At 67.3% G+C, this 22,636-nt stretch carries 22 protein-coding genes and 1 riboswitch; of the genes, 12 read left to right on the top strand and 10 right to left on the bottom strand.

Annotated elements, in window-relative coordinates; all coding sequences use genetic code 11:
* The 3 genes from DK459_RS09470 to DK459_RS09460 form a co-directional block, all read right to left on the bottom strand.
* Positions 1 to 1,638 (bottom strand): ATP-binding cassette domain-containing protein (locus DK459_RS09470; RefSeq protein WP_110134681.1); only part of this gene is annotated, 1,638 nt, incomplete at its 3' end.
* Positions 1,638 to 2,516, bottom strand: a complete 879-nt coding sequence (locus DK459_RS09465) for a branched-chain amino acid ABC transporter permease (RefSeq protein WP_054499585.1) — start codon at positions 2,514 to 2,516, stop codon at positions 1,638 to 1,640. The genes DK459_RS09465 and DK459_RS09470, both read right to left, overlap by 1 nt.
* Before the next feature lie 18 nt (positions 2,517 to 2,534).
* Positions 2,535 to 3,725, bottom strand: a complete 1,191-nt coding sequence (locus DK459_RS09460) for an ABC transporter substrate-binding protein (RefSeq protein WP_006389772.1) — start codon at positions 3,723 to 3,725, stop codon at positions 2,535 to 2,537.
* 196 nt (positions 3,726 to 3,921) lie between these two features.
* Between DK459_RS09460 and DK459_RS09455 the strand changes: the two genes are divergently transcribed.
* From DK459_RS09455 to DK459_RS09445, 3 genes are read left to right on the top strand one after another with little or no spacing between them, the layout of a single operon-like run.
* On the top strand, positions 3,922 to 4,881 hold the full coding sequence (locus DK459_RS09455) for a polysaccharide deacetylase family protein (RefSeq protein WP_054499584.1): 960 nt from the start codon (positions 3,922 to 3,924) through the stop codon (positions 4,879 to 4,881).
* 34 nt (positions 4,882 to 4,915) lie between these two features.
* Entirely contained in the window at positions 4,916 to 5,680 is a 765-nt protein-coding gene (locus DK459_RS09450; protein ID WP_006389774.1) for a GntR family transcriptional regulator, read from the top strand.
* Between the two features lies 1 nt (position 5,681).
* The gene (locus DK459_RS09445) at positions 5,682 to 6,305 is read left to right on the top strand and encodes a flavin reductase family protein (protein WP_020925921.1); all 624 of its coding nucleotides are present in this window, start codon (positions 5,682 to 5,684) and stop codon (positions 6,303 to 6,305) included.
* A gap of 18 nt (positions 6,306 to 6,323) precedes the next feature.
* Here DK459_RS09445 and DK459_RS09440 read toward each other — a convergent pair whose 3' ends face one another.
* Complete coding sequence (locus tag DK459_RS09440; RefSeq protein ID WP_006389776.1) at positions 6,324 to 7,247, bottom strand: LysR family transcriptional regulator; 924 nt, start codon at positions 7,245 to 7,247, stop codon at positions 6,324 to 6,326.
* A gap of 131 nt (positions 7,248 to 7,378) precedes the next feature.
* On the opposite strand from DK459_RS09440, the gene DK459_RS09435 reads away from it, so the two are divergent.
* The 9 genes from DK459_RS09435 (at position 7,379) to metF (ending at position 16,022) form a co-directional block, all read left to right on the top strand.
* Complete coding sequence (locus DK459_RS09435; RefSeq protein ID WP_110134657.1) at positions 7,379 to 8,362, top strand: tripartite tricarboxylate transporter substrate binding protein; 984 nt, start codon at positions 7,379 to 7,381, stop codon at positions 8,360 to 8,362.
* A 61-nt stretch (positions 8,363 to 8,423) separates the two neighbouring features.
* A complete protein-coding gene (leuC, locus tag DK459_RS09430; RefSeq protein ID WP_110134656.1) occupies positions 8,424 to 9,845 on the top strand; it encodes a 3-isopropylmalate dehydratase large subunit in 1,422 nt (473 codons plus the stop codon).
* Positions 9,842 to 10,480, top strand: a complete 639-nt coding sequence (leuD, locus tag DK459_RS09425) for a 3-isopropylmalate dehydratase small subunit (protein ID WP_006389779.1) — start codon at positions 9,842 to 9,844, stop codon at positions 10,478 to 10,480. The genes leuC and leuD overlap by 4 nt, the downstream gene beginning before the upstream one ends.
* Positions 10,481 to 10,509: 29 nt before the next feature.
* Positions 10,510 to 11,403 (top strand): alpha/beta fold hydrolase, encoded by an 894-nt coding sequence (locus tag DK459_RS09420; RefSeq protein ID WP_006389780.1) that lies wholly within the window; start codon positions 10,510 to 10,512, stop codon positions 11,401 to 11,403.
* A 106-nt stretch (positions 11,404 to 11,509) separates the two neighbouring features.
* Positions 11,510 to 11,746 carry a DUF1289 domain-containing protein gene (locus DK459_RS09415; protein ID WP_006389781.1) on the top strand — a complete coding sequence of 79 codons (237 nt, stop codon included), beginning with the start codon at positions 11,510 to 11,512 and terminating at the stop codon, positions 11,744 to 11,746.
* Between the two features lie 79 nt (positions 11,747 to 11,825).
* Positions 11,826 to 12,866: a glycosyltransferase family 1 protein gene (locus DK459_RS09410; RefSeq protein ID WP_006389782.1), complete on the top strand. Its 1,041-nt coding sequence runs from the start codon at positions 11,826 to 11,828 to the stop codon at positions 12,864 to 12,866.
* A gap of 67 nt (positions 12,867 to 12,933) precedes the next feature.
* Positions 12,934 to 13,069, top strand: a riboswitch (S-adenosyl-L-homocysteine riboswitch).
* A 100-nt stretch (positions 13,070 to 13,169) separates the two neighbouring features.
* Positions 13,170 to 14,588, top strand: a complete 1,419-nt coding sequence (gene ahcY, locus DK459_RS09405; protein ID WP_006389783.1) for an adenosylhomocysteinase — start codon at positions 13,170 to 13,172, stop codon at positions 14,586 to 14,588.
* 120 nt (positions 14,589 to 14,708) lie between these two features.
* A complete protein-coding gene (locus tag DK459_RS09400; protein ID WP_006389784.1) occupies positions 14,709 to 15,044 on the top strand; it encodes a phage holin family protein in 336 nt (111 codons plus the stop codon).
* Positions 15,045 to 15,179: 135 nt separating this feature from the next.
* Positions 15,180 to 16,022, top strand: a complete 843-nt coding sequence (gene metF, locus DK459_RS09395) for a methylenetetrahydrofolate reductase [NAD(P)H] (RefSeq protein ID WP_070541574.1) — start codon at positions 15,180 to 15,182, stop codon at positions 16,020 to 16,022.
* Between the two features lie 168 nt (positions 16,023 to 16,190).
* Here metF and DK459_RS09390 read toward each other — a convergent pair whose 3' ends face one another.
* From DK459_RS09390 to DK459_RS09365, 6 genes are all read right to left on the bottom strand, one after another.
* Positions 16,191 to 17,189, bottom strand: coding sequence for a tripartite tricarboxylate transporter substrate-binding protein (locus DK459_RS09390; protein WP_110134655.1), 999 nt, complete (start codon positions 17,187 to 17,189; stop codon positions 16,191 to 16,193).
* Between the two features lie 148 nt (positions 17,190 to 17,337).
* On the bottom strand, positions 17,338 to 18,114 hold the full coding sequence (locus tag DK459_RS09385) for a DUF3800 domain-containing protein (RefSeq protein ID WP_054485583.1): 777 nt from the start codon (positions 18,112 to 18,114) through the stop codon (positions 17,338 to 17,340).
* 238 nt (positions 18,115 to 18,352) lie between these two features.
* Positions 18,353 to 19,216, bottom strand: a complete 864-nt coding sequence (locus DK459_RS09380; RefSeq protein WP_026382086.1) for a proteasome-type protease — start codon at positions 19,214 to 19,216, stop codon at positions 18,353 to 18,355.
* 55 nt (positions 19,217 to 19,271) lie between these two features.
* Complete coding sequence (locus DK459_RS09375) at positions 19,272 to 20,075, bottom strand: transglutaminase family protein (RefSeq protein WP_024070704.1); 804 nt, start codon at positions 20,073 to 20,075, stop codon at positions 19,272 to 19,274.
* Between the two features lie 13 nt (positions 20,076 to 20,088).
* The gene (locus DK459_RS09370; protein WP_006389789.1) at positions 20,089 to 21,075 is read right to left on the bottom strand and encodes an alpha-E domain-containing protein; all 987 of its coding nucleotides are present in this window, start codon (positions 21,073 to 21,075) and stop codon (positions 20,089 to 20,091) included.
* A 2-nt stretch (positions 21,076 to 21,077) separates the two neighbouring features.
* Entirely contained in the window at positions 21,078 to 22,508 is a 1,431-nt protein-coding gene (locus tag DK459_RS09365; RefSeq protein WP_070541568.1) for a circularly permuted type 2 ATP-grasp protein, read from the bottom strand.
* Positions 22,509 to 22,636: the final 128 nt, after the last annotated feature.

Raw genomic sequence — 22,636 nt, 5'->3', positions numbered from 1 at the left:
AACGTGGTCCGAGACGCCCATCACCAATGCCATGTCGTGCTCGACCAGCAGCACGCCGGCGCCGGCGTCGGCAATGCGCCGCAGCAGGGCGGCCAGTCGTGTCTTGTCCTCGCGGGACAGGCCCGCCGCGGGCTCGTCCATCAACAGGACGTCGGCGTCGGTGGCCAGCGCGCGGGCAATCTCCACCAGCCTGCGATCCACGTGCGCAAGATCGGCGGCCGGCGTGTCCAGGTCGCCTTCGTATCCGCAAAAGGCCAGCAGGGCGCGGGCCCGCTCGCGCGCATCGGACGACAGATAACGGCGCGCGGCCAGCAGGCCGCCCAGCCGGCCGCGCAACAGGCCCAGTGCGACGTTGTCCTCGACACTCAAAGTGTCGAACAGCTGCGAGGTCTGATAGGTGCGCGCGATGCCCTCGCGCGCCACGCGGTGGGCCGGCAGGCCGGCCAGTGGCGCGGCGCCCAGCGCGACGTTGCCGCTGGTGGGCTGGTAATAGCCGCTGAGCATGTTGATGACGGTGGACTTGCCCGCGCCGTTGGGGCCGATCAACGCGGTGATGGCGGCGGGCGCGACATGAAACGATACGCCCTGCACCGCGCGCACGCCGCCGAACGTCATGGTCAGCGTGTCGGCGCGCAGGGCGCGGCGGGCCCGGCCGTTGGCGGCCAGGCCACCCTGGCGTGGGGCCAGACGCGGTGTCAGGGCGCGTCGCCGCCAGCGGGCCAGCAGTCCCGCCGCGCCTTCGGGCGCCGCCCACAGCACCACGAGCAGGAAGGCGCCGAAGAACAACAGGCGATATTCCTCCAGGCTCGACAGCAGTTCGGGCAGCAATCCGACCACCACCGCGCCCAGCAGGGGCCCCGCCAGCGAACCGGCGCCGCCGATGGTGACGGCCAGCACGAACAGGATCGACTGCATGAAGTTGAAGTTGTGCGGCGTGATCATGCCGGCCTGCGGCGCATACAGGCCTCCCGCCAGGCCGACCACGGCCGCCGACACCATGAAGGCCACGGCCTTCACCACCAGCGGGTTGATGCCGATGGATTCGCTGGCCGTTTCACTGTCCTTGACCGCGCGCATGGCCGCGCCCCAGCTGCCGCGCGCCAGCAGGGCATAACCGGCCAGCGCGGCGAACACCGTTACGATCGCGAGCATCGCCACTCCGCGGTCTCCGCCCAGCGCGCCGAGCGCGGGCTGGGCGATGCCCATCAACCCGTTCTGGCCGCCTGTGAGATCGCCGCCCTCGACCAGGGTGTGTTCCACGATGAAGCCGAAGGCGATCGTGATCATCGCCAGGTAGGGCCCTTGGACTCGCAGCGCCGGGAGCGCCAGCAGCAGCCCGAACACGCCCGCCACCGCCGCGGCAACGGGCCATGCCAGCCAGAAATTCCAGCCCGCCTGGCCGGTGAGGATCGCCACCGTGTACGCCCCGATGGCGTAGAACGCGGCATGGCCGAACGACATCTGGCCGGTCAGCCCCAGCAGCACGTTCAGGCCGATGCCGGCAAGCGCCAGCAAAGCCACGTTGCCGATCACGAAAACGTAATAGCCGTTGACGCTGGCCGCCAGGGCCAGGCTGACGACCGCCAGCACGGCATAGACGGCCAGCGCCGGCCAAGAGAATGCAGATCGCCGGGCCATCAGACTTTCCTCACGGCCGCGCGGCCGAACAATCCGTTGGGCCGCATGGCCAGGATGGCGATGACCAGCGCAAAGCTGATGATCTGGGTATAGCCGGAACCCAGGGCGACGGTGATCAACCCTTCGGCCACGCCGAACAGCAGGCCGGCGAGCATGACGCCCCAGGCGCTGGTGATGCCGCCCAGGATGGCGACCACGAAGGCCTTCAGTCCGAATAGGGTGCCCATGTCGGCCTGCACGTTGAACAGCGGCGCGACCAGCGCGCCGGCCACGCCCGCGAACAGGGTCGAGACGGCAAAGGCGACCATGATGGCGCGCCGCACCGGAATGCCCATCAGGCGCGCCGCGTTCGGGTTCTGCACCACCGCAAGCAGCGCCACTCCCCAGCGTGTGCGGCGCGACAGCGCATGCAGGGCGGCAGCCAATGCCAGTCCGACCAGCGGGATCAGCAGTTGCAGCGGATACACGCCCAAGCCCATGCCGCCGATTTCCAGCGGCGCTTGCGCCAGCGCAGACGGCAGGCTGCGCGGCTCCTTGCCGAAGGTGAACATCACCAGGTTGTCCAGCACGATGCCCAAGGCCACCGTCGACATGAGCCAGGCGTTCGAGCCGCGGCTGGCGAACGGTCGGACCGCCAGCCGCTCGACCACCAGGCCATACAACGCACACAGGGCCAGCGCCAGCGGCAAGGCGGCCAGCAGCGGCCAGCCCAGCGTCTGCGCAAAGGTAAAGATCAGCACCGCGCCCAGCATCATGGAGCTGCCTTGCGCGAAGTTGACCGTGCCGGATACGGCGTAGGTCAGGTAGAAGCCCAGGGCCATCAGCCCATACATGCTACCCAGGCCCAGGCCGCTGACAATGGCGGACATCCACAGCATGCGTCTCTCCCCTCGCGCTTACTGCGCGCCCTTGACGGGCAGGATGCGGTTGTCGACGAAGTGCGTCCACACGTAGTCGTCTTCGCGCAAGGCGTCGTGCGAGGCCGGCGTGAAGGGCTGCTCGTAGGTCTTGATCAGGCCTTCGTATTTGCCGATCTTGTAGAAGCCCTGGCGCACGGCGTCGCCGTCGGTGGAACCGGCCTGCGCGATCGCCAGCGCCGCCAGTTGCATGCCGTCATAGGCATTGGCCACGCCCACGGCCGGGGTGATGTCCTGCGGGCCCTTGATGTCGGAATACTTGGCCTTGAGCGCCTGCATCACTTTCTCGCCCACCGGGCCCTGCTTGCCGAAGAAGCTGTAGGTCTGCACGAAGTGCACGTTCTTGGCGTTGGGGCCGGCCAGCTCGGTGAAGCGGCCGCCGGCCGGGCCCCAGTGCGACACCACCGGCACCTTCCAGCCCATGCGGTCCAGCGACTTCACCACCTGCGCCGAGGGCCCGACGTTGCCCACCAGGAACAGCGTGTCGGCGCCGGCCGCTTTCAGGCGGCTCAGCTGCGGCGTGACGTCGAGGTCGGCGGGCTGGAATTTCTCGACGCCGGCCGGCGTGATCTTGGCGGCGGCGAGCGCGGCGTCCAGCCCCTTTTCGTTCGATTCGCCCCAGGGGTTGTTCACCAGAATCATGCCCGGCTTGGCGCTCTGGAACGTCTTGCGGGCGTACTGCACCATGGCGCTGTCGACGATCTCGTCCATCGCCGAGACGCGGAACACGAAGTTGGGGTTGCCCTTGTTGTGCGTGATCGCGGTGCCGGCGGCCCAGGGCCCCATGAATGGCACCTTCTCCTGGTTGACGATGGGCACGATCGCCATCGACACCGGGGTATCCAGGCCGCCGAACAGCACGGCAACCTTTTCCTTGTAGATCAGCTCGCGCGCCGCGGCCATGCCCTTGGCGGGGTTGCCTTCGTCGTCGCGTCGCACCAGCACCACCTGGCGCCCGCCCAGCAGGCCGCCCTTGGCGTTGATCTCGTCGATGGCGACGGTCATGCCGCGGGTCAAGGCTTCGCCGGCACGCGCCGATTCACCCGACAGGGCGGTGATCAGGCCAATCTTGATGGGGTCGGCGGCCAGCGCGGGTTGCGCGACCAAGCCGGCCGCGAACAGGGCGGCGGCAGTGGCGCGGAGCATGAAGGAACGGCGGGTCGGGCGCATCGGGGCACTCCTGGAAAGTGGAATGGATCTTGCATGGGAGAGGTGCTGCTGCCGTTCCCAATGCAAGATCCATGCCACCCGCGCCGCGGTGGCGTGTCCCAGGGGGAAAACGGTGGTTTGTCGACGTTGGATCCTGTTTTTGTTTTCAAAAAGACAGGGTTTTTGTTCACAATCATGCATCAGGATTTGCACCAAAATGAATCCATCCCTGCTTCAAGGCACTAATGCGGGGCCTGCCGCGCCCTGGTCCCCCGCGCCGCTGGCCGGCCACGACCGTTTCGCCTACCAGCCCATCACCGGCCGCGCGGACTACGCCTGGCCCAACGGCGCGCGGCTGGCCGTCTACCTGGGGTTCAACATCGAGCATTTCGCCTTCGGCGAGGGGCTGGGCGCCGAGTTGGGGCCAGCCTCGCCGCATCCCGATGTGCTCAATTACGCCTGGCGCGAGTACGGCAACCGGGTGGGCGCCTGGCGCTGCCTGGAACTGTTCGACGCCTTGGGTCTGCCGGTCGGCGCCCTGATCAACACCGCGCTGTATGACCATTGTCCGGAACTGGTCGATGCCTGCCTGGCGCGCGGCGACGAGCTGATCGGCCACGGCTACAGCAACGCGCATCGCCAGGGGGGGCTGGGCGAAACGGAGGAACGGGCGTTGCTGGAACACTGCCGCGACCGCATCGGCCGCCACGCCGGCAGCGCCCCGGCCGGCTGGCTGTCGCCGTGGATTTCGGAAAGCCGCGCCACCCCGGACCTGCTCGCCGAGACCGGCTACCGCTACACCTTGAACTGGTGCCACGACGACCAGCCCACGCGCATGCGCACGCGTGCCGGCGATCTGTGGGCGATTCCCTACCCGCAGGAGCTGAACGACATCCCCATGATCATGGGCCGCAAGATGGATGCGCGCGATTTTGCCGATATGATTCTCGACCAGTTCGAGGAAATGCGGCTCCAGGCGCAGCGCCAGCCCCTGGTGATGGGCATCGCGCTGCATCCGTATATCGTGGGGCAGCCCTACCGCCTGCGGCACCTGCGCCGGGCGCTGGCCCCGTTGGCGGCCGCGCGCGACCGGGGCGAGATCTGGTTCGCCACGCCGGGCCAGATCTGCGCGCACGTCGATGGGCTGCCACCGGCGACCGGACTGTCTTCCCGTTGATCGACCCTTTGCCTTCGTTGCCACCGAGTCCGCCATGCCTACCCGCGATCCCGCCAAATCCCGTCCCAGGGCGACGCCTTCTCGCCGGGCCGCCGCCGCCGTGTCCGAACACCTGGAGGACACGGCCCCCGATGCCGACATGGAGCGCCGCATTTGCGAGGCGGTCTATGAAAGTGTCATGAGCCAGCGGCTGACGCCCGGCACCAAGCTGCCCGAGGCGGCGCTGTGCGACATCTTCGGCGTTTCGCGCTCGGTCGCGCGCAAGGCGTTGCAGCGCCTTGCCCACGAGCATGTGGTCGACCTGCACCACAACCGCGGCGCGGTGGTGGCCGAACCCACCCCCGAGGACACGCGCCAGATCTTCGAGGCGCGGCGCGCGCTGGAAGCGGCCCTGTTGCCGCTGGCGGCCGCGCGCGCCACCAAGGCCGACTACGCCTCGCTGCGCAAGCAGTTGCGCGACGAGCATGCCTTGCTGCACCGCGCCGGCCAGCCTGCCTGGGCGCGCCAGGCCAGCGCCTTCCATGTGCGCCTGGGCGAACTGTCGGGCAACGCCATCCTGCACGGCTACCTGGCCGAACTGGTGTCGCGCTGCTCGCTGATCGTGGCGCTGTATGAACCGCCCGGCAACGCCGCCTGCGAGCATGGCGAACACGTGCAGATCGTCGACCTGATGGAACAGGGGCAGGTGGCCGAGGCGGTCAAGATCAACGACAACCATCTCGCGGACCTGGAGCGGCGCATCAGCCTGGAGCGCCCGCAGCCCGCACAAACCCTGGCCCAGATGCTGGGAATGGCCTGACATGGACATCGACTTCGATTCAATCACCGAATACCAGCGCTACAAGCTGATGGCCAGCCTGATCGTGCCACGGCCGATCGCGCTGATCACCACGCTGTCCGAAACCGGCGTGGTCAATGCCGCGCCCTTCAGCATGTTCAACATGCTGGGCGAGGATCCGCCCATCGTCATGGTCAGCATCAACCGGCTTGAGGACGGCAACCTGAAGGACACCGCTCGCAACATCGCGCGCGACCGCGAATTCGTGGTGCACCTGACCGACGAGGCCATGGCCGAGAAGATGCACCGCTGCGGCGATCGCCTGCCGGCCGACGTCAGCGAGCTGGCGCACGCCGGCCTGGACGCCGCGCCCAGCCAGCGGGTGGCGCCGCCGCGCATCGTGCAGGCGCCGGTGGCGTTCGAATGCACCCTGTTCGAGACCCTGGAGACCGCCAGCCGCCAGATCTTCATCGGCCAGGTGCGCTGGCTGCATGCGCGCGATGGGCTGATCGACACGGACACCTGGCGCGTGCGGCTGCAGGATTATTTTCCGGTGGGCCGCTTTGGCGCCAGCTTCTACGTCACCACGCGCGACCGCTATGCCATCGGCGACATGCCGGCCAGCACCGCCATCGACGAGATCTGACAGCGCGCGGGACGTTCGTCACCACACGGCGGCCTGCGAACCCGGCGCGCGCAGGTGGCGGGCGAAGCGTTGCGCCAGGAAATCGACGAAGGCCAATGTCTTGGCCGGCAGGTTGAGCCGCTCCGGGTACAGCACGTGGATGTCCGCCGGCGGCGTCGCCCAGTCGGTCAGCACCTGGCGCAGGCGGCCGGCGCGCAGCAGCGCGGCGGTCTCCCATTCCGAACGCATGACGATGCCGTGGCCGTCCAGCGCCCATTCCAGCGCGCTCTGGCCGTCATTCGAACTGACGGGGCCGCGCACCTTCACGGTTTCCGTGCGCGAGCCGGATTCGAGCCGCCAGGTGCCGTAGGCGACGTCGTTCTCGCGCACCACGATGCAGCGGTGGCGCTGCAACTCTCCGGGTGTGCGCGGCTCGCCAAAGGTTTCCAGGTAGCGCGGCGACGCGCACAGCAGGCGCCGGTTGGAGGCGATCTTGCGCGCGGTCAGGCGGGCGTCGGGCAGGTCGCCGAAGCGCACCGCGGCATCGAAGCCTTCTTCGATCAGGTTCAGGGGCCTGTCGGTCAGGCGCAGCTGCACTTCGACTTCAGGGTATTGCCGCGCAAAATCGGAGATGGCGGGCGCCACGTGGGCACGGCCGAAACCGAAGGTGGCGTTCAGGCGCAGCAAGCCCTGCGGCTGGGCGCGGCTGCTGGACACGGATCGTTCCAGTGCCTGCAGATCGGCCAGGATACGGCTGCCCTCGGCCAGGTACAGCTCACCCTCCTGCGTGACGCTGACGCGTCGCGTGCTGCGATTGAGCAGCCGCACGCCCAGGCGCTGCTCAAGCTTGGCCAGCCGCGTGCTGACGGCGGGCGGCGTCAGACCCAGTTCGCGCGCGGCCGCCGACAGGTTGCCGTGCTTGACCAGTAGCGAGAAGAAGGCGAGATCGGAGAGTGCATCCATGGCTTTATTTATAAATCATATTTAATAAAGATTTATTTATTTCGCCAATTATAAGAATGGAATGGGCTTATACACTGGCTTGACCGATAGCAGAGCCGCCTGACGCGGCCACCCATGAGGAGACCCGACCCATGAAACCCCCCCATCTGTTGCGCACGGTGTGCGCGTTGGCCGCCGCGGCGTCCTGTTGGATGACGCCAGCCACTGCCGCCGACGCCTTCCCGCAGCGTCCGGTCACCTTGATCGTGCCGTTCGCGCCCGGCGGCAGCGTCGATATCGCCGCCCGCCTGATTTCCGACGCCTGGGGCAAGGCCCTGGGCCAGAGCGTGATCGTCGAGAACCGCGCCGGCGCGTCCGGCAATATCGGCATGGCCGCGGTGGCCCGCGCCGAGCCGAACGGCTACACGCTGGCCATCAACACCATGTCGCTGGCGATCAACCCGGCGTTGTTCCGTTCCATGCCGTTCGACACCGCCCGCGATCTGCGCTCGGTCGGCACGGTTGGAACTTCGCAGCACGTGCTGACGGTATCGCCGTCGCTGCCGGTGAACAATGTCAAGGAACTGCTCGACTACATCCGCGCGCGTCCCGCCAATGAGCTGAGCTTCGGTTCGGCCGGCACCGGCAGCACCTTCCACATGGCCGCCGAACTGTTCAAGTCGGTGTCCGGCACGCAGATCCTGCACGTGCCCTACAAGGGCGGCGGTCCGGCCATGGTGGACACCATCAGCGGCCAGGTGCAGATGAGCTTCCCCGTGCTGTCTGCGGCCAAGCCGCAGGTCGACGGCAAGAAGCTCAAGGCGCTGGGCGTCACCGGCACCACGCGTTCGCCGCTGCTGCCGGACGTGCCCACCATCGCCGAGTCCGGCCTGCCCGGCTACGCCTTCACCACCTGGTTCGTGATCAGCGCGCCCGCCGGCACGCCGCAGGCGGTGGTGGACACGCTCAACGCCAGGCTGGCGCAGGCGCTGCAATCGCCCGAGCTGTCCGAACGCATGCGCCGCGAGGGCTTCGATCCGCTGGTCTCCACACCCGCCGAGACCGATGCCATGGTCAAGGGCGAGATCACGCGCTGGGCCGGCATCGTCAAGGACGCCGGCATCGAGGCCAACTGAGCGGCGACACAGGTTTCATCGCGCCCCGCGCGGGCGCGTTTTTTTGCAAGGAAGCACCGACATGCCCGGCATGACGCTATACGACAAGCTGGTGGCCAGCCATGAGGTGGCCCGCATCGACGACGAGCACATCCTGCTGTACGTCGACCTGCACATCATGAACGAGTACACCAGTCCGCAGGCCTTCAGCGGCCTGGCCGCTCGTGGTCGCGGCGTCTTGCGGCCCGGGCAGCAGATGGCGGTGGTGGATCACATCATTCCCACCCATCCGGTGCCGGCCGCGCTGCGCGTGATTCCCGACGATGCCTCGTCGCGCCAGGCCCGCAATCTCAAGCGCAATTGCGACGAGCAGCGCATCGCGCTGTTCGACACCACCGACCCGCTGCAGGGCATCGAGCACGTGATCGCGCCCGAGCACGGCATGATCCTGCCGGGCATGGTGGTGCTGTGCGGCGACAGCCACACCACCACCTACGGCGCGCTGGGGGCGCTGGGCTTTGGCATCGGCACCTCGGAAGTCGAACATATCCTTGCTACCCAGACCCTGGTGTACCGGGTCGCGCGCAACATGCGCATCCGCGTCGACGGTCATCTGCCCGCCGGCGTGTCGGCCAAGGATTTGGTGATCTACGTGGTGCATCGCATCGGCGCGCAGGGCGCGCGCGGCCACGCGGTGGAATACTGCGGCAGCGCCATCGATGGCCTGTCGGCAGAGGCCCGCATGACCCTGTGCAACATGACGGTGGAAGCCGGCGCCCGCGCCGCGCTGATCGCGCCCGACGCCACCACCGACGCCTATGTCGCCGCCCGTGCCCGGCACCTGGACGCCGCGGAACTGGCGCAGGCGCGCGCCTATTGGGCGACCCTGCGCTCGGACGCCGATGCGGTGTTCGACGCCGAACATGTCTTCGACGCCAGGAAAATCGCGCCCTTCGTGACCTGGGGCACCAGCCCCGACCAGGCCATGCCGATCACCGGCACGGTCCCCGATCCCCAGTCCGAGCCGGACGCGCTGGCGCGCCTGGCGCTGGAAAAGGCCGTGGAATACATCGGCTTGCAACCGGGCGCGCCGATCGCCGGCGTGCCCATCGACCGGGTCTTCATCGGCTCGTGCACCAACGGCCGCATCGAGGACCTGCGCGTGGTGGCCGATGTCGTGCGCGGGCGCAAGGTGGCCGGCGGCGTGCGCGCGATGGTGGTGCCCGGCTCGGGCGCGGTGCGCGCCCAGGCCGAGGCCGAAGGCATCGCCGCGACGCTGGTCGACGCCGGTTTCGAATGGCGCCAGCCGGGCTGTTCGATGTGCCTGGCCATGAACGACGACGTGCTGCGGCCGGGCGAGCGCTGCGCGTCCACCACCAACCGTAACTTCGAAGGCCGCCAGGGCCGCGCCGGACGCACCCATCTGATGAGCCCCGCCATGGCCGCCGCCGCCGCCCTGGCCGGCCGCATCGTCGACGTGCGCGACCTGGAGAACCCGCAATGAACCAGATCATCAGCGGCGTCGCCGCGCCCCTGCCGTATTCCAATCTGGACACCGACCAGATCATGCCCAAGCAGTTCCTGCGCATCATCGACAAGGCCGGGCTGGATCGTGGCCTGCTCTATGACCTGCGCTTTGACGCCGACGGTGCGCCGCGTCCGGACTGCGTGCTGAACCAGCCCGCCTACGCCGGCGCCGCGGTGCTGGTGGCAGGGCCCAATTTCGGTTGCGGCTCCAGCCGCGAGCACGCGGTCTGGGGCCTCATGCAGTACGGCATCCGCGCGGTCGTGGCCGCCAGCTTCGGCGAGATTTTCTACTTCAACGCGCTCAACAACGGCCTGCTGCTGGTGAGCCTGCCGCCGGCCGACGTTGACGCGCTGCTGGCGCGGGTGTCCGATCCCGCCGGCAACCGCGTCGAGATCGATGCGCTGGCGGGCACGGTGCGGGCCGCGGACGGCTGGAGCGGGCATTTCGACCTGCCGGCGCGGCACCGCCGCATGTTTTCGCAGGGGCAGGACATGGTGGGTGCCTCGTTACAGCAATTGGCGGATGTGGAACACTTCGAGGCCGGCCACTGGGCCCGGCATCCCTGGATGAAAGACGTGGCGCGCCGCGTGCGCGACCGGCTCGGCCAATGAACGCCACAGACTGAGAGGCACAGACCGCAATGACCGCATTCTTCAATCTGCCCGTGCGCCGCCGCGAGGTCAATGGCATCCACATCGCCGCCCGCGTCGATGGCTCGGGACCGCCCTTGCTGCTGTTGCACGGCCATCCGCAGACCCACGCCATCTGGCACCGCGTCTGGCCCGAACTGACGCGCCGCCACACCTGCGTGGCCGCCGACCTGCGCGGCTATGGCGACAGCGACAAGCCCGCGGCCACGCCGGACCACGCCGCGCATTCCAAGCGCGTCATGGCGGCCGACATGGTGGCGCTGATGCGCGCCCTGGGGCACGAGCGCTTCGACATCCTGGCCCACGACCGCGGCGCCCGCGTGGCGCACCGGCTGGGCCTGGACCACGCGGAGGCGGTCGGACGCATGATGCTGCTGGATATCGCGCCGACGCTGGACATGTACGAAAACACCACCCGCGCCTTCGCCCAGGCCTACTATCACTGGTTCTGGCTGATCCAGCCCGCGCCCATGCCCGAGACCATGATCGAGCGCGATCCGGTGTTCTACCTGCGTTCGGTGATGGGCGGCCGCCCCGGCGGGCTGGCGCATTTTTCCGACGAGGCGATGGCCGAGTACGAGCGCACGGCGCGCCTGCCGGGCTGGGCCACCGGTATCTGCGAAGACTACCGCGCCTCCGCCACGCTGGACCTGGAGCATGACCGCCAGGGCCGCGCGGCCGGCGAGCGCCTGCGCATGCCGCTGCGCGTGCTGTGGGGCGAGCGCGGCGCGGTCGGGCGCAATTTCGACGTGCTGGGGTTGTGGCGGGCGGTGGCCGACGAGGTCGACGGCGGGCCGTTGCCCGGCGCCCACTATCTGGCCGAAGAAACCCCGGACGCGTTGCTGCGCGAGGTATCCGCCTTCTTCGGCTGGGAGCGGAAGTAGGGGCAAATGCGGCCCGGATTGACCCCTTCCCGCGTTGTCAATCAAGCCACGGCGGGCGATAGGGCTATCCAAAAAGGGACGCACCGCTGGTGTTAACCTTTCGGCCATGAATCCGTCTTTTGCCGATCTGACCGAGTTGCCCGAGCCCGAGGACGCGCAGCGTGCCTTCCGCACCTCGGATTCCCCCTGCGTTGCCGTTTGTTCCACGCTGTTCGACGATATCTGCCGGGGCTGCGGCCGCACGGCCATGGAAGTGGCCAACTGGGTCTTCATGACGGAAGAGGAAAAGCGCGAGGTCTGGACCCGCATCAAGGCGCAAGGGTATCCCCGCCGCAACAACTAGGCCGGCCGCGCCGGGCGCGGTCTTGAGGGTGTCACATGGCGCGGGCTAAATCGCGCTATTGCCCACTTCCGGCCCCATCATGCGCATCGTCCTGGTTACGGATGCCTGGCATCCGCAAGTCAATGGCGTCGTCCGCACCTGGACGACCATGCAGCAGATCCTCACCGAATGGGGCCACGAACTGATCGTGGTGAATCCCCAGGGCAGCCGCACCGTGCCGGCTCCGTCCGAGCCGGACCTGCGGCTGTGCCTGCAGCCGGGACGGCAACTGCGCCGCATCCTGGGCGATACCGTGCCCGACGCGCTCCACATCGCCACCGAAGGCCCGCTGGGCCTGGCGGCGCGCCGCATGGCGCTGTCGCGCGGCTGGCGCTTCACCACTTCGTTCCACACGATGTTCCCCGACTACCTGCAGGCGCGCATGGGCATTCCGGCCGCGCTGCCGTGGCGCTTCCTGCGCTGGTTTCACCGGCCGTCGCAATGCGTGCTGGTGCCCACGCCGACGGTGCGCGACATCCTGGTGCGGCGCGGCTTCGCCAATCTGCGCATCTGGTCGCGCGGTGTCGATCCCCGCAAATTCCAGCCCACCCCCGGCCAGGCGTTCCAGGACCTGCCGCGGCCCGTCTTCCTGTCGGTCGGCCGCGTGGCGCGCGAGAAGAACCTGGACGCTTTCCTGGCGCTGGACCTGCCCGGCAGCAAGGTGGTGGTGGGCGCGGGCCCCGACGAGGCGCGTCTGAAAAAGCGCTTTCCCCAGGCGGTGTTCCTGGGCATGCAGAACGACGAGGCCCTGCCGGCGTTCTACGGCGCGGCGGATGTCTTCGTGTTTCCCAGCCTGACGGACACGTTCGGCCTGGTGATGCTGGAGGCCATGGCCTGCGGCACGCCGGTGGCGGCGTTCCGCAGCGAAGCGCCGCTGGCGGTGGTGACGCAAGGCGTCACCGGTTTCCTGGATGACGACCTGGCCCATGCCTGCCGCGCCGCCTTGCCGCTGGACCGGCACGCCGTGCGCGAGCACGCCCTGACGCGCAGCTGGGACGCCGTGGCCACGGATCTGCTGGCATCGCTGGTGCCGCTGACCCCCGGCGCGGAGCTGGCCGGGCCCTTGGCCCCGGCAGGCTGACCGCCGCCGATCCGACATTGCATGCCGGGCTTTCCACTGCCCGGGCCAAACCGGTACAATGCCCGTCAATCCTGAGGAGCGTTGCGACGACCTTGCGGTTCCCGCCATGTCCCATGGCCCGCGGAACCCGGTTCGCCAGGCTCAGGAATCCTTGTTCAAGCGCCGTGCCTTGCACGGCGTTACAGCAACGGCGCTCACCTTTGTCGCGTACGGCGGAAAAGGCGAGCACTCGATTGTCGTGGTGGTTTCGCGTTGTCCGGCCGTATCGTGCGCCGTTCGTCATTCACGTGGAGCCTACACACCATGAACGCTGTCACCGATAAATCCTTCTCCGACTACATCGTCGCCGACCTGTCGCTGGCAGGCTGGGGCCGTCGCGAGCTGGCCATCGCCGAAACCGAAATGCCCGGCCTGATGGCCATCCGCGAAGAGTTCGCCGCCAAGCAGCCGCTCAAGGGCGCCCGCATCGCCGGCAGCCTGCACATGACCATCCAGACCGGCGTTCTGATCGAAACGCTGGTGGCGCTGGGCGCCGAAGTGCGCTGGGCCTCGTGCAACATCTTCTCCACCCAGGACCACGCCGCCGCCGCCATCGCCGCGTCGGGCACGCCGGTCTTCGCCGTCAAGGGCGAAACGCTGGAAGAGTACTGGCAGTACACCCACAAGATCTTCGAATGGCCCAATGGCCAGAACGCCAACATGATCCTCGACGACGGCGGCGACGCCACGTTGATGCTGCACCTGGGCACCAAGGCCGAGAAGGACATCTCGGTGCTGGCCAACCCCGGCAGCGAAGAAGAGCGCGTGCTGTTCGCCGCCATCAAGAAAACGCTCGAGCGTGATCCGAAGTGGTACTCGACGCGCCTGGCCCTGATCAAGGGCGTGACCGAGGAAACCACCACCGGCGTGCACCGCCTGTACCAGATGTCGCAGAAGGGCGAGCTGGCCTTCGCGGCCATCAACGTCAACGACTCGGTCACCAAGTCCAAGTTCGACAACCTGTACGGCTGCCGCGAATCGCTGGTCGACGGCATCAAGCGCGCCACCGACGTGATGGTCGCCGGCAAGATCGCCGTGGTCGCCGGCTATGGCGACGTGGGCAAGGGTTGCGCCCAGGCGCTGGTCGCCCTGCGCGCCCAGGTGTGGGTCACCGAAATCGACCCGATCTGCGCCCTGCAGGCCGCCATGGAAGGCTTCAAGGTCGTGACCATGGAAGAAGCCGCCGCCCATGGCGACATCTTCGTCACCGCCACCGGCAACTACCACGTCATCACGCGTGAGCACATGAACGCCATGAAGGACCAGGCGATCGTCTGCAACATCGGCCACTTCGACAACGAAATCGACGTCGCCAGCCTGGCCGACTGCAAGTGGGAAGAGATCAAGCCGCAAGTCGACCACGTCATCTTCCCGGACGGCAAGCGCATCATCCTGCTGGCCCAAGGCCGCCTGGTGAACCTGGGCTGCGCCACCGGCCACCCCTCGTTCGTGATGTCGTCGTCGTTCGCCAACCAGACTATCGCCCAGATCGAGCTGTTCACGCGCAACGAAGCCTACAAGTCGGGCGAAGTCTACGTGCTGCCCAAGCACCTGGACGAGAAGGTCGCGCGCCTGCACCTGAAGAAGCTGGGCGTGAACCTGACCACGCTGCGCAAGGACCAGGCCGACTACATCAGCGTGCCGGTCGAAGGTCCTTACAAGCCGAATCACTACCGCTACTGATGCTTGTAGCAAAATAGGGAAGTGCCGCGCCATGTCGGCGCGGGCTTTCCGGTCCGCGGGGCTCGCCCGTCTCGCCTGGCGACGACGGGGCCGCGGAGCGTCAATACAGGAGGTCGAACAATGGCATTGATACTCGTCTGGATCCTGAACGCGGTGGCCCTGTTGGCCGTTGCCTACCTGCTGCCCGGCATCACCGTGGCCAGCTTCGGTTCGGCGCTCATTGCCGCGCTGGTGCTGGGTCTGGTCAACATGCTGGTCAAGCCGGTGCTGGTGCTGCTGACACTGCCCATCACGATCGTCACGCTCGGTCTCTTCCTCATCGTCATCAACGCCTTGTTGTTCTGGTTCGTCGGCTCCGTGCTGAAGGGCTTCCAGGTCAACGGGTTCTGGTGGGCCGTGGGCGGTGCGATCCTGTACAGCATCATCTCGGGCCTGCTTACCAAACTGATCCCCTGAATCCCCACCCCCGAGCGCCACGCGCTCCCCTCAAGGGGGCGTGCCAGCGGGCCGGCAAAGCCGGCTCCGCGGCACCCCGAGGGGGTGGCACCTGTTTCATGCGATGCGCGTGGCGCTATGGATAACTGATCCGATATGTCCGACTCGACTTCTCCGGCGTTCAGCCTGGAATTCTTTCCGCCTCGTGACCTGGCCGGCCAGGAGCGGCTGGTCCGCGCGGCCAAGCAGATGCTGGCGATCCAGCCCAAGTACGTCAGCGTGACGTTCGGCGCCGGCGGCTCCACCCGCGCCGGCACGGCCGACGCGGTGCGCACGCTGCGTAACCTGGGCTGCGATGCGGCGCCGCACCTGTCGTGCGTCGGCGCCTCGCGCCAGGACCTGCGGGACATCCTGCAGGCCTACAAGAACGAAGGCGTGCGGCGCGTGGTCGCCCTGCGCGGCGACCTGCCCTCGGGCATGGGCGGCGACGCCGGCGAACTGCGCTACGCCAACGAACTGGTGTCGTTCATCCGCGAGGAAACGGGCGATTGGTTCCACATCGAAGTGGCGGCCTATCCCGAAATGCACCCGCAGGCCGCCAATCCGTCGGCGGATCTGGATCACTTCGTGGCCAAGGTCAAGGCGGGCGCCAGTGCCGCCATCACCCAGTACTTCTTCAACGCCGACGCCTACTTCGACTTCGTCGACCGGGCCCAGGCCAAGGGTGTGCGGGTGCCGATCGTGCCGGGCATCATGCCCATCACCAACCACACCCAGCTGCTGCGCTTCTCGGAAATGTGCGGCGCCGAAGTGCCGCGCTGGATCCGCCTGCGCCTGGCCGAGCTCGGCGACGACAAGGCCTCGATCCGCGCCTTCGGCGTGGACGTGGTCACCGAACTGTGCCAGAACCTGCTGGACAACGGCGCGCCCGGCCTGCACTTCTACACCCTCAACCATGCCGAAGCGCCGCTGGCGGTGTGGAAGGAACTGAGCGTGTAGCAGCCAGGCTGCTCGTCAGGCGGCAACGGAAAGGCCGGCAAATCATTGCCGGCCTTTTTTTCGACGTGTCACAGCCACGTCGCGGGGCTGCCGGCATGCGCCTCTTGCCGCCGCCACCTGTCGGCAGGGCGGTGGCGGCAGGCGCACGTCCGGGGCGAGCCCGGTGCTTCAGTCCGCGTACACGCCCGCCTTGCGGATGATCGGCCCCCACTTGTCCACTTCCGACTTCAGCCAGCTTTGCAGGCCGGCCGGCGTCTGCTTGGCCTCGGGCACGATTTCCGCGCCCAGTTCGGCCATCTTCTGCGTGAAGGCGGGGTCCTTCAGCGCCGCGCGCAGCGACTCGTTGAACTTTGCCACCACTTCCGGTGGCGTGCCCTTGGGCGCATAGACGCCGTGCCAGACCTTGACCTCGAAGCCCTTCACGCCACTTTCCTGCAGGGTCGGCGAGTCCGGCAGCGTTCTGATGCGGTCGAGCGTGGTGACCCCGTACAGCTTCACCCGCTGCGCCTTGATGTGCGGAATGGTCTGCGTGGTCTGGTCGCACAGCACATCCACCTGGCCGCCCAGCAACGCCGTCAGCGCGGGCGCGGTGCCGGCATACGGAATGGTGGTGAACTGCGTGCCCAGCGCTTCCTGCAGCAGCATGCCGCACAACTGCGAGACCGCGCCCAGGCCGGCGTTGGCCAGGTTGATCTTGTTGCCGTTGGCACGCGCGTACTTGATGAATTCGACCATGTCGCCCGGCGGCAGATCCTTGCGGCCCAGCAGCGTCATGGGGACGTCGGCCACCTGGCCGACGTAGGCGAAGTCGGTGAGCGGGTTGAACGGCAGCTTGCGATACAACGCGGGCGCCGTGGCCATGCCGTTGTGGTGGATCAGGAAGGTATAGCCGTCCGGCGCTGCCCGCGCCACGTGCGTAGCCGCCAGCGTGCCGCCCGCACCCGGACGATTCTCGACCACGATGCTCTGACCCAGCGTCTTGGACATGGCGGCGCCCAGGCTGCGGGCCACTACGTCGGTGGGACCACCCGCCGCGAACGGCACGACCAGGGAAATGGGATGGTTGGGATAGTTGCTCTGGGCCATGGCTGGGCCGCCGGCCTGGCAGCCCAGCGCCAGCAACGGCACGGCCAGGCGCCGCAGGGCGCGCGGGAAATATGGGGTCATGTCTCGTCCTTGTGGTGTTATGGCGACCCGCAAGACGATGCATGGCGGGCTGGCGCCAGTGTGGCGCGCCAGCCGGAAGATGAGAATTTGCGGTTTTACAAGCCCGGCTTAGGGAAGCGGAAAGCCGGGTTTGTACGGTGAGACAGTGTCAGCCGCGCCATGTCGTCCCGCCGGGGTGGCTCAGGCCGCAGGCGGGAAACGTGGCATCGCGTATCCGGCCGTCAAAATACCGGTGAAAAATCGCCCAGTCTCCGTATTGATCCGGTGCGCTTTGGTAGGCGCACAATCGGCCGACCAAGCCGCAGATCCAGTCCGCGCACTGCAGTGTCTGGAACAAATAGCTCTCACCTTGAATAGGCGGCTCGATCAACGCTCTGCATTTCTCGCTTGCGTCCTCGAACATGGCCTGGGTGCATGCTTCCATGTTGCGCTCACGCCAGTCATTGCCGGCTTGCTGTTCATCCAGCATCAACAGGAAGGTGGCGTTTCGAGCTCTGCAGAATTGGTCTGCGATCCGGATCAGGCGCAGCAGTTGACGCTGGAAGAGATCCGCGGCTCGATGCGCGCCCGCATCGGCCGATTTACATTCCCCGGCATAAATGACATAGCCTCCCACCTTGCGAATCTGGTTCAGTAGTCGCCCCGTCGACACCCGCAACGCCTTGTATGTGAGCACGTTCTTGACGGTGTAGAGCTGGGCGCCCTTTTTTTCCCAGCGATAAGCGGGCTGATCTTGCCGCTCCAGTTCAAAGCTCAGCAAATGGCATTTGAGTCTGTAGAAGTAGATGGCGAATTCGCGTACGGCGTCGACCGGCAACAGAAAGCCGCCGAAACCGAAAACCGGGCTTGTCTTGTATTGCGCGTGGTCGCGGGAAAGGAAAGGGCCGACATGGCCGAATTCATCGAGATAGACAACGTAATGCACGTTCCGAGTCCTTGGGGGAGATGTCCAAGGCCCTCGTCCGCAGAAACACGAAAGCCCGCAGCAATGGTTTGCGTGCGGGCTTCGGAAGGTGGGCATGTGAGAATTCACATGCGTTGGTATCAGTGTAAGTCGGCTCGAGAGCGCCCGCAAGCATCATGGCGGAAAACTTCGATTGCAGGCATGGCTTCTCGAAAAAGCAGGACTCATCCTCAAGGGTATGACAATGCGTTGCCAGACCCTAGTTTGGCTGGTCCTTCCCCGGGTCTTGCGCCAGCACCTGCGGCGTCGGATAGGCCGGCGGCGTCATGTCCACCGGTTCGGCGCGCAGCGGCTGGTGGATGCGGCTGGCGGGCACCAGCGAGCCGGGGTCTTCCGGACGGGTCCAGAGCGGATCGGGGATCTCGGCGAACACCTGGCGCAGGCGCTCGCCCCAGGTGCCGCGGATCATGCGGAAATATTCGTTGTGTTCGTCGATGCTGGCGAAATGGGTGACGCGCAGCGCGTCGGCGTCGTAGACCAGCAGGTCCAGCGGCAGGCCTACCGAGATGTTCGAGCGCAGCGTCGAATCCATGGAGATCAGCGCGCACTTGGCGGCCTCGTCCAGCGAGGTGTCGGGACGCAGCACGCGGTCCAGGATGGGCTTGCCGTACTTGGCCTCGCCGATCTGGAAGTACGGGCATTCCGAGCCGGCCTCGATGAAGTTGCCGGCCGAATACACTTGGAACAGGCGGCAGCGCTCGCTGCCGATCTGGCCGCCGAAGATCAGGCTGACGTTGAAGTCCACGCCCTGTTCGTGCAGGGCCGCGGCCTCGCGGTGGTAGACCGCGCGCACCGCCGCGCCGACGCGGCGGGTGGCCTCGAACATGTCGGGCGCGTTCCAGACGGTTTCGCCGCCCTCGTCGTGCTGTCGCGCCAGCGCGTTCAGCACCGCCTGGCTGACGGCCAGGTTGCCGGAGGTCATCAGCACCATCATGCGTTCGCCGGGACGCTCGAAGACGGTCATCTTGCGGAATACGCTGATCTGGTCGACCCCGGCATTGGTGCGGGAATCGGACAGGAAAACCAGGCCGGCGTCTAAGCGGGCGGCTACGCAGTAGGTCATGATCGAAAAAAGGGAAAAGCCACACCGCATTGTATTGCGGCGTGGCCGGACGGGGTTATTGCTGGGCCGCGGTCTGGACCTGCACGTTGACCTCCATGGATTCCTCGCCGCCGCCGCTGCGCACGCCGCGCACCGGCGAGGCCGAGTCGTAGTCGCGCCCCACCGCCAGGCGGCAGTGGCAATCGGAGGCGAACTGGCGGTTGGTCACGTCCACGCTGGTCCAGCCGGCGCCTGCCAGCCAGACGTCGGCCCAGGCATGGCTGGCGGCGTGCTGGGCCGTGGTGTACAGGTAGCCGCTGACGTAGCGGGCCGGCACGCCCAGGCCGCGCACGCAGGCCAGGAACAGGTGGGCATGGTCCTGGCAGACGCCATGGCCCAGCGCCAGCACCTGGCCGGCGGCGGTGGTGACGTCAGTGGTGCCGGGCTCGTAGGCGACCCGGTCGTGGATCGCGGTGGCCAGTGTCAGCACGTCGGCGGGCGTGTTCAGGCCGTCGGGCAGCACGGCGTGGGCGAAGGCGAGGATGGTGTCATCAGCCTGCGTCAGCGGCGTCTGCACGCAATAGGCGTGCACCGGCAGGCGGCTGTCCTCGCCGCCCAGCGCGCCCTGCGTCAGCGAGCCGACCAATACCTGCCCGACCACGCGCAGCTCGATCTCGGTGTGCGGGCGGTTCAACGTCAGCGTGTGGGTGATGTTGCCGTAGGCGTCCACCTGCTGCTCGAGCGCGCCGGGCGCCTCGATGTGCCAGCGCAGCACGCGCTGGTGTTCGTCGTCGCGCGGCGTCAGCCGCAGGGTCTGAATGCTGTAGGTGACGGGCGCCGTATAGCGGTAGTGCGTGACGTGCGTGATGATCTGTTTCATGCCTGTCTCCTTGTCATGCCGACAACGGCACCAGGAAGTCCTGGCTGATCCGGTTGCCCAGGTCGTTGATGCGGTCCAGGAAGTGCTCCAGGTACTGGTGCAGGCCGCTGCGCAGGATGTCCTCGACGCGGCCGAATTGCAGTTCGGCGCAGAGCATGCCGGCGCGTCGCTGGGTTTCGGTCGAGCGCTGGTTGGACACACGGGCCAGATCCTCGGATACCGCCCGCATGGCCGCCAGCAGCGAGCGCGGCATGTCGGGATGCAGGATCAGCAGCTCGGCCACGCGGTCCGGCGTGATGACGTCGCGGTACACCTTGCGATAGATCTCCAGCCCGGACACCGAGCTGAGCAGCGCCGACCAGCGGTAGAACTCGCTTTGCAGCGCGCCCGAAGGGCTGCCTTCGCCGCGGCCTTCCTGTTGCTGTTGCTGCGCGCCGTCGCCGTCGCGCTCGTGGAACTTCACATCCAGCATCCGCGCGGTGTTGTCCGCCCGTTCCAGGTGCATGCCGATGCGCAGGAAGTACAGCGCCTCGTCTTCGAGCATGGTGCCGATGGTGACGCCGCGCGCCAGGTGCGAGCGGAACTTGACCCACTCGAAGAACTCGCCCGGGTTGCGTTCCAGCAGGCCGGTGTGCAGGTGCTTGAGCAGTTCCAGCCAGGTGGTGTTGTAGGTCTCCCAGACTTCGGTGGTGAGGCTGCCGCGCACCGCGCGGGCGTTTTCCCGCGCGGCGCGCATGCAGCTGTAGATGGACGAGGGGTTCTCGGCGTCGCGCACCATGTACTGCAGCACGTCCTGCGGCGATATCGCGGCGTGCTTGGCGTGATAGAGGCGGTGCAATTCGGAGATGCGCAGCACGGCGTTCCACGAGCCTTCGCGGGTCTGCGCGTCCTGCGGCAGCAGCGACATCTGCAGGTTCACGTCCAGCATGCGGGCGGTGTTCTCGGCGCGCTCGGTGTAGCGGCACATCCAGAACAGGTTGTCGGCGGTTCGGCTCAGCATCGTTATTCCTCCAGAACCCAGGTGTCCTTGGTGCCGCCGCCCTGGCTGCTGTTGACCACCAGCGAGCCTTCGGTCAGCGCCACGCGGCACAGGCCGCCCGGCACGGTGCGGATGTCCTTGCCGCACAGCACGTAGGGGCGCAGGTCGACGTGGCGCGGCGCCACGCCGGATTCAACGTAGGTCGGCACCGTGGACAGGGCCAGCGTGGGCTGCGCGATGTAGTTGGCGGGGTTGGCGCGCACCCGATCCTTGAACGACTCGACCTCGGCGCGCGAGGCGGACGGACCCACCAGCATGCCGTAGCCGCCAGCGCCATGCACTTCCTTGACCACCAGGTCGTGCATGTTGGCCAGCACGTGCGACAGCTCGTCGGGACGGCCGCAGCGCCAGGTCGGCACGTTCGACAGGATCGGCTCCTCGCCCAGATAAAAGCGGATCATGTCGGGCACGTAGAGATAGGTGGACTTGTCGTCGGCGATGCCGGTGCCGATCGCATTGGCCAGCGTCACGCGGCCGGCGCGGTACACCGACAGCAGCCCCGGCACGCCCAGCGCCGAGTCGGCGCGGAACGACAACGGATCCAGGAAGTCGTCATCCAGCCGGCGGTAGATCACGTCCACCTTGCGCGGCCCCTGCGTGGTGCGCATGTAGACCGTGTTCTGCTCGACAAAAAGATCCTGGCCCTCCACCAGTTCCACGCCCATCTGCTGCGCCAGGAAGGCGTGCTCGAAATAGGCCGAGTTGTACATGCCGGGCGTCAGCACCACCACCGTGGGATCATCGCCGCCGTGCGGCGCCACTTCGCGCAGGTTGTCCAGCAGCAGGTCGGGGTAGTGCGCCACCGGTTCGACCTTGATGCGGCTGAACGCGTCGGGCATCAGCCGCATCGACATCTTGCGGTTCTCCAGCATGTACGACACACCGGACGGCACCCGCAGGTTGTCCTCCAGCACGTAGAACTCGCCGGCGCCGGCGCGCACGATGTCGACCCCGGCGATGTGGCAGTAGATGTCCTCGGCCACGTCCACGTCCTGCATTTCGGGGCGGTACTGGGCGTTCAGGAACACCTGCTCGGCCGGCACCACGCCGGCGCGCACGATCTCATGGCCGTGATAGATGTCGTGGATGAACATGTTGAGCGCCCGCACGCGCTGTTTCAGGCCGGCCTCCAGGCGGCGCCATTCGTCGGCGGGAATGATGCGCGGGATCATGTCGAACGGGATCAGGCGCTCGGTGCCGGCGGCGTCGCCCGCCACCGAAAAAGTGATGCCGACCCGCCGGAAACTCAGGTCGGCCTCCAGGCGCCGCGCCGCCATGGCTTCGGCCGATTGCTCCTGGTGCCAGCGCTCGAAGGCCTGGTAGTGGGAGCGTATGCCGCCGGCGCTGTCGCGCATTTCGTCATAGGCGGCGGGACGGGATGATCTGTCCTTCATGGCTCCTCCGTTGCAGATGCTGACGGCCGGCTTGGGCGCGGCCGTTGTCCGGCCATGCGTGGCCGGTCTGAATGAATAAGCAACCCGTGTGCCAGCTTGGGCTGGCGCCGACGGGGGCCGCCTGGAGG

This window comes from Achromobacter sp. RW408 (assembly GCF_003184165.1).
Lineage (GTDB): Bacteria > Pseudomonadota > Gammaproteobacteria > Burkholderiales > Burkholderiaceae_B > Achromobacter > Achromobacter xylosoxidans.
The sequence above is the reverse complement of the archived record's forward strand: the minus strand, read 5'-3'. Positions and strand labels throughout refer to the sequence as shown.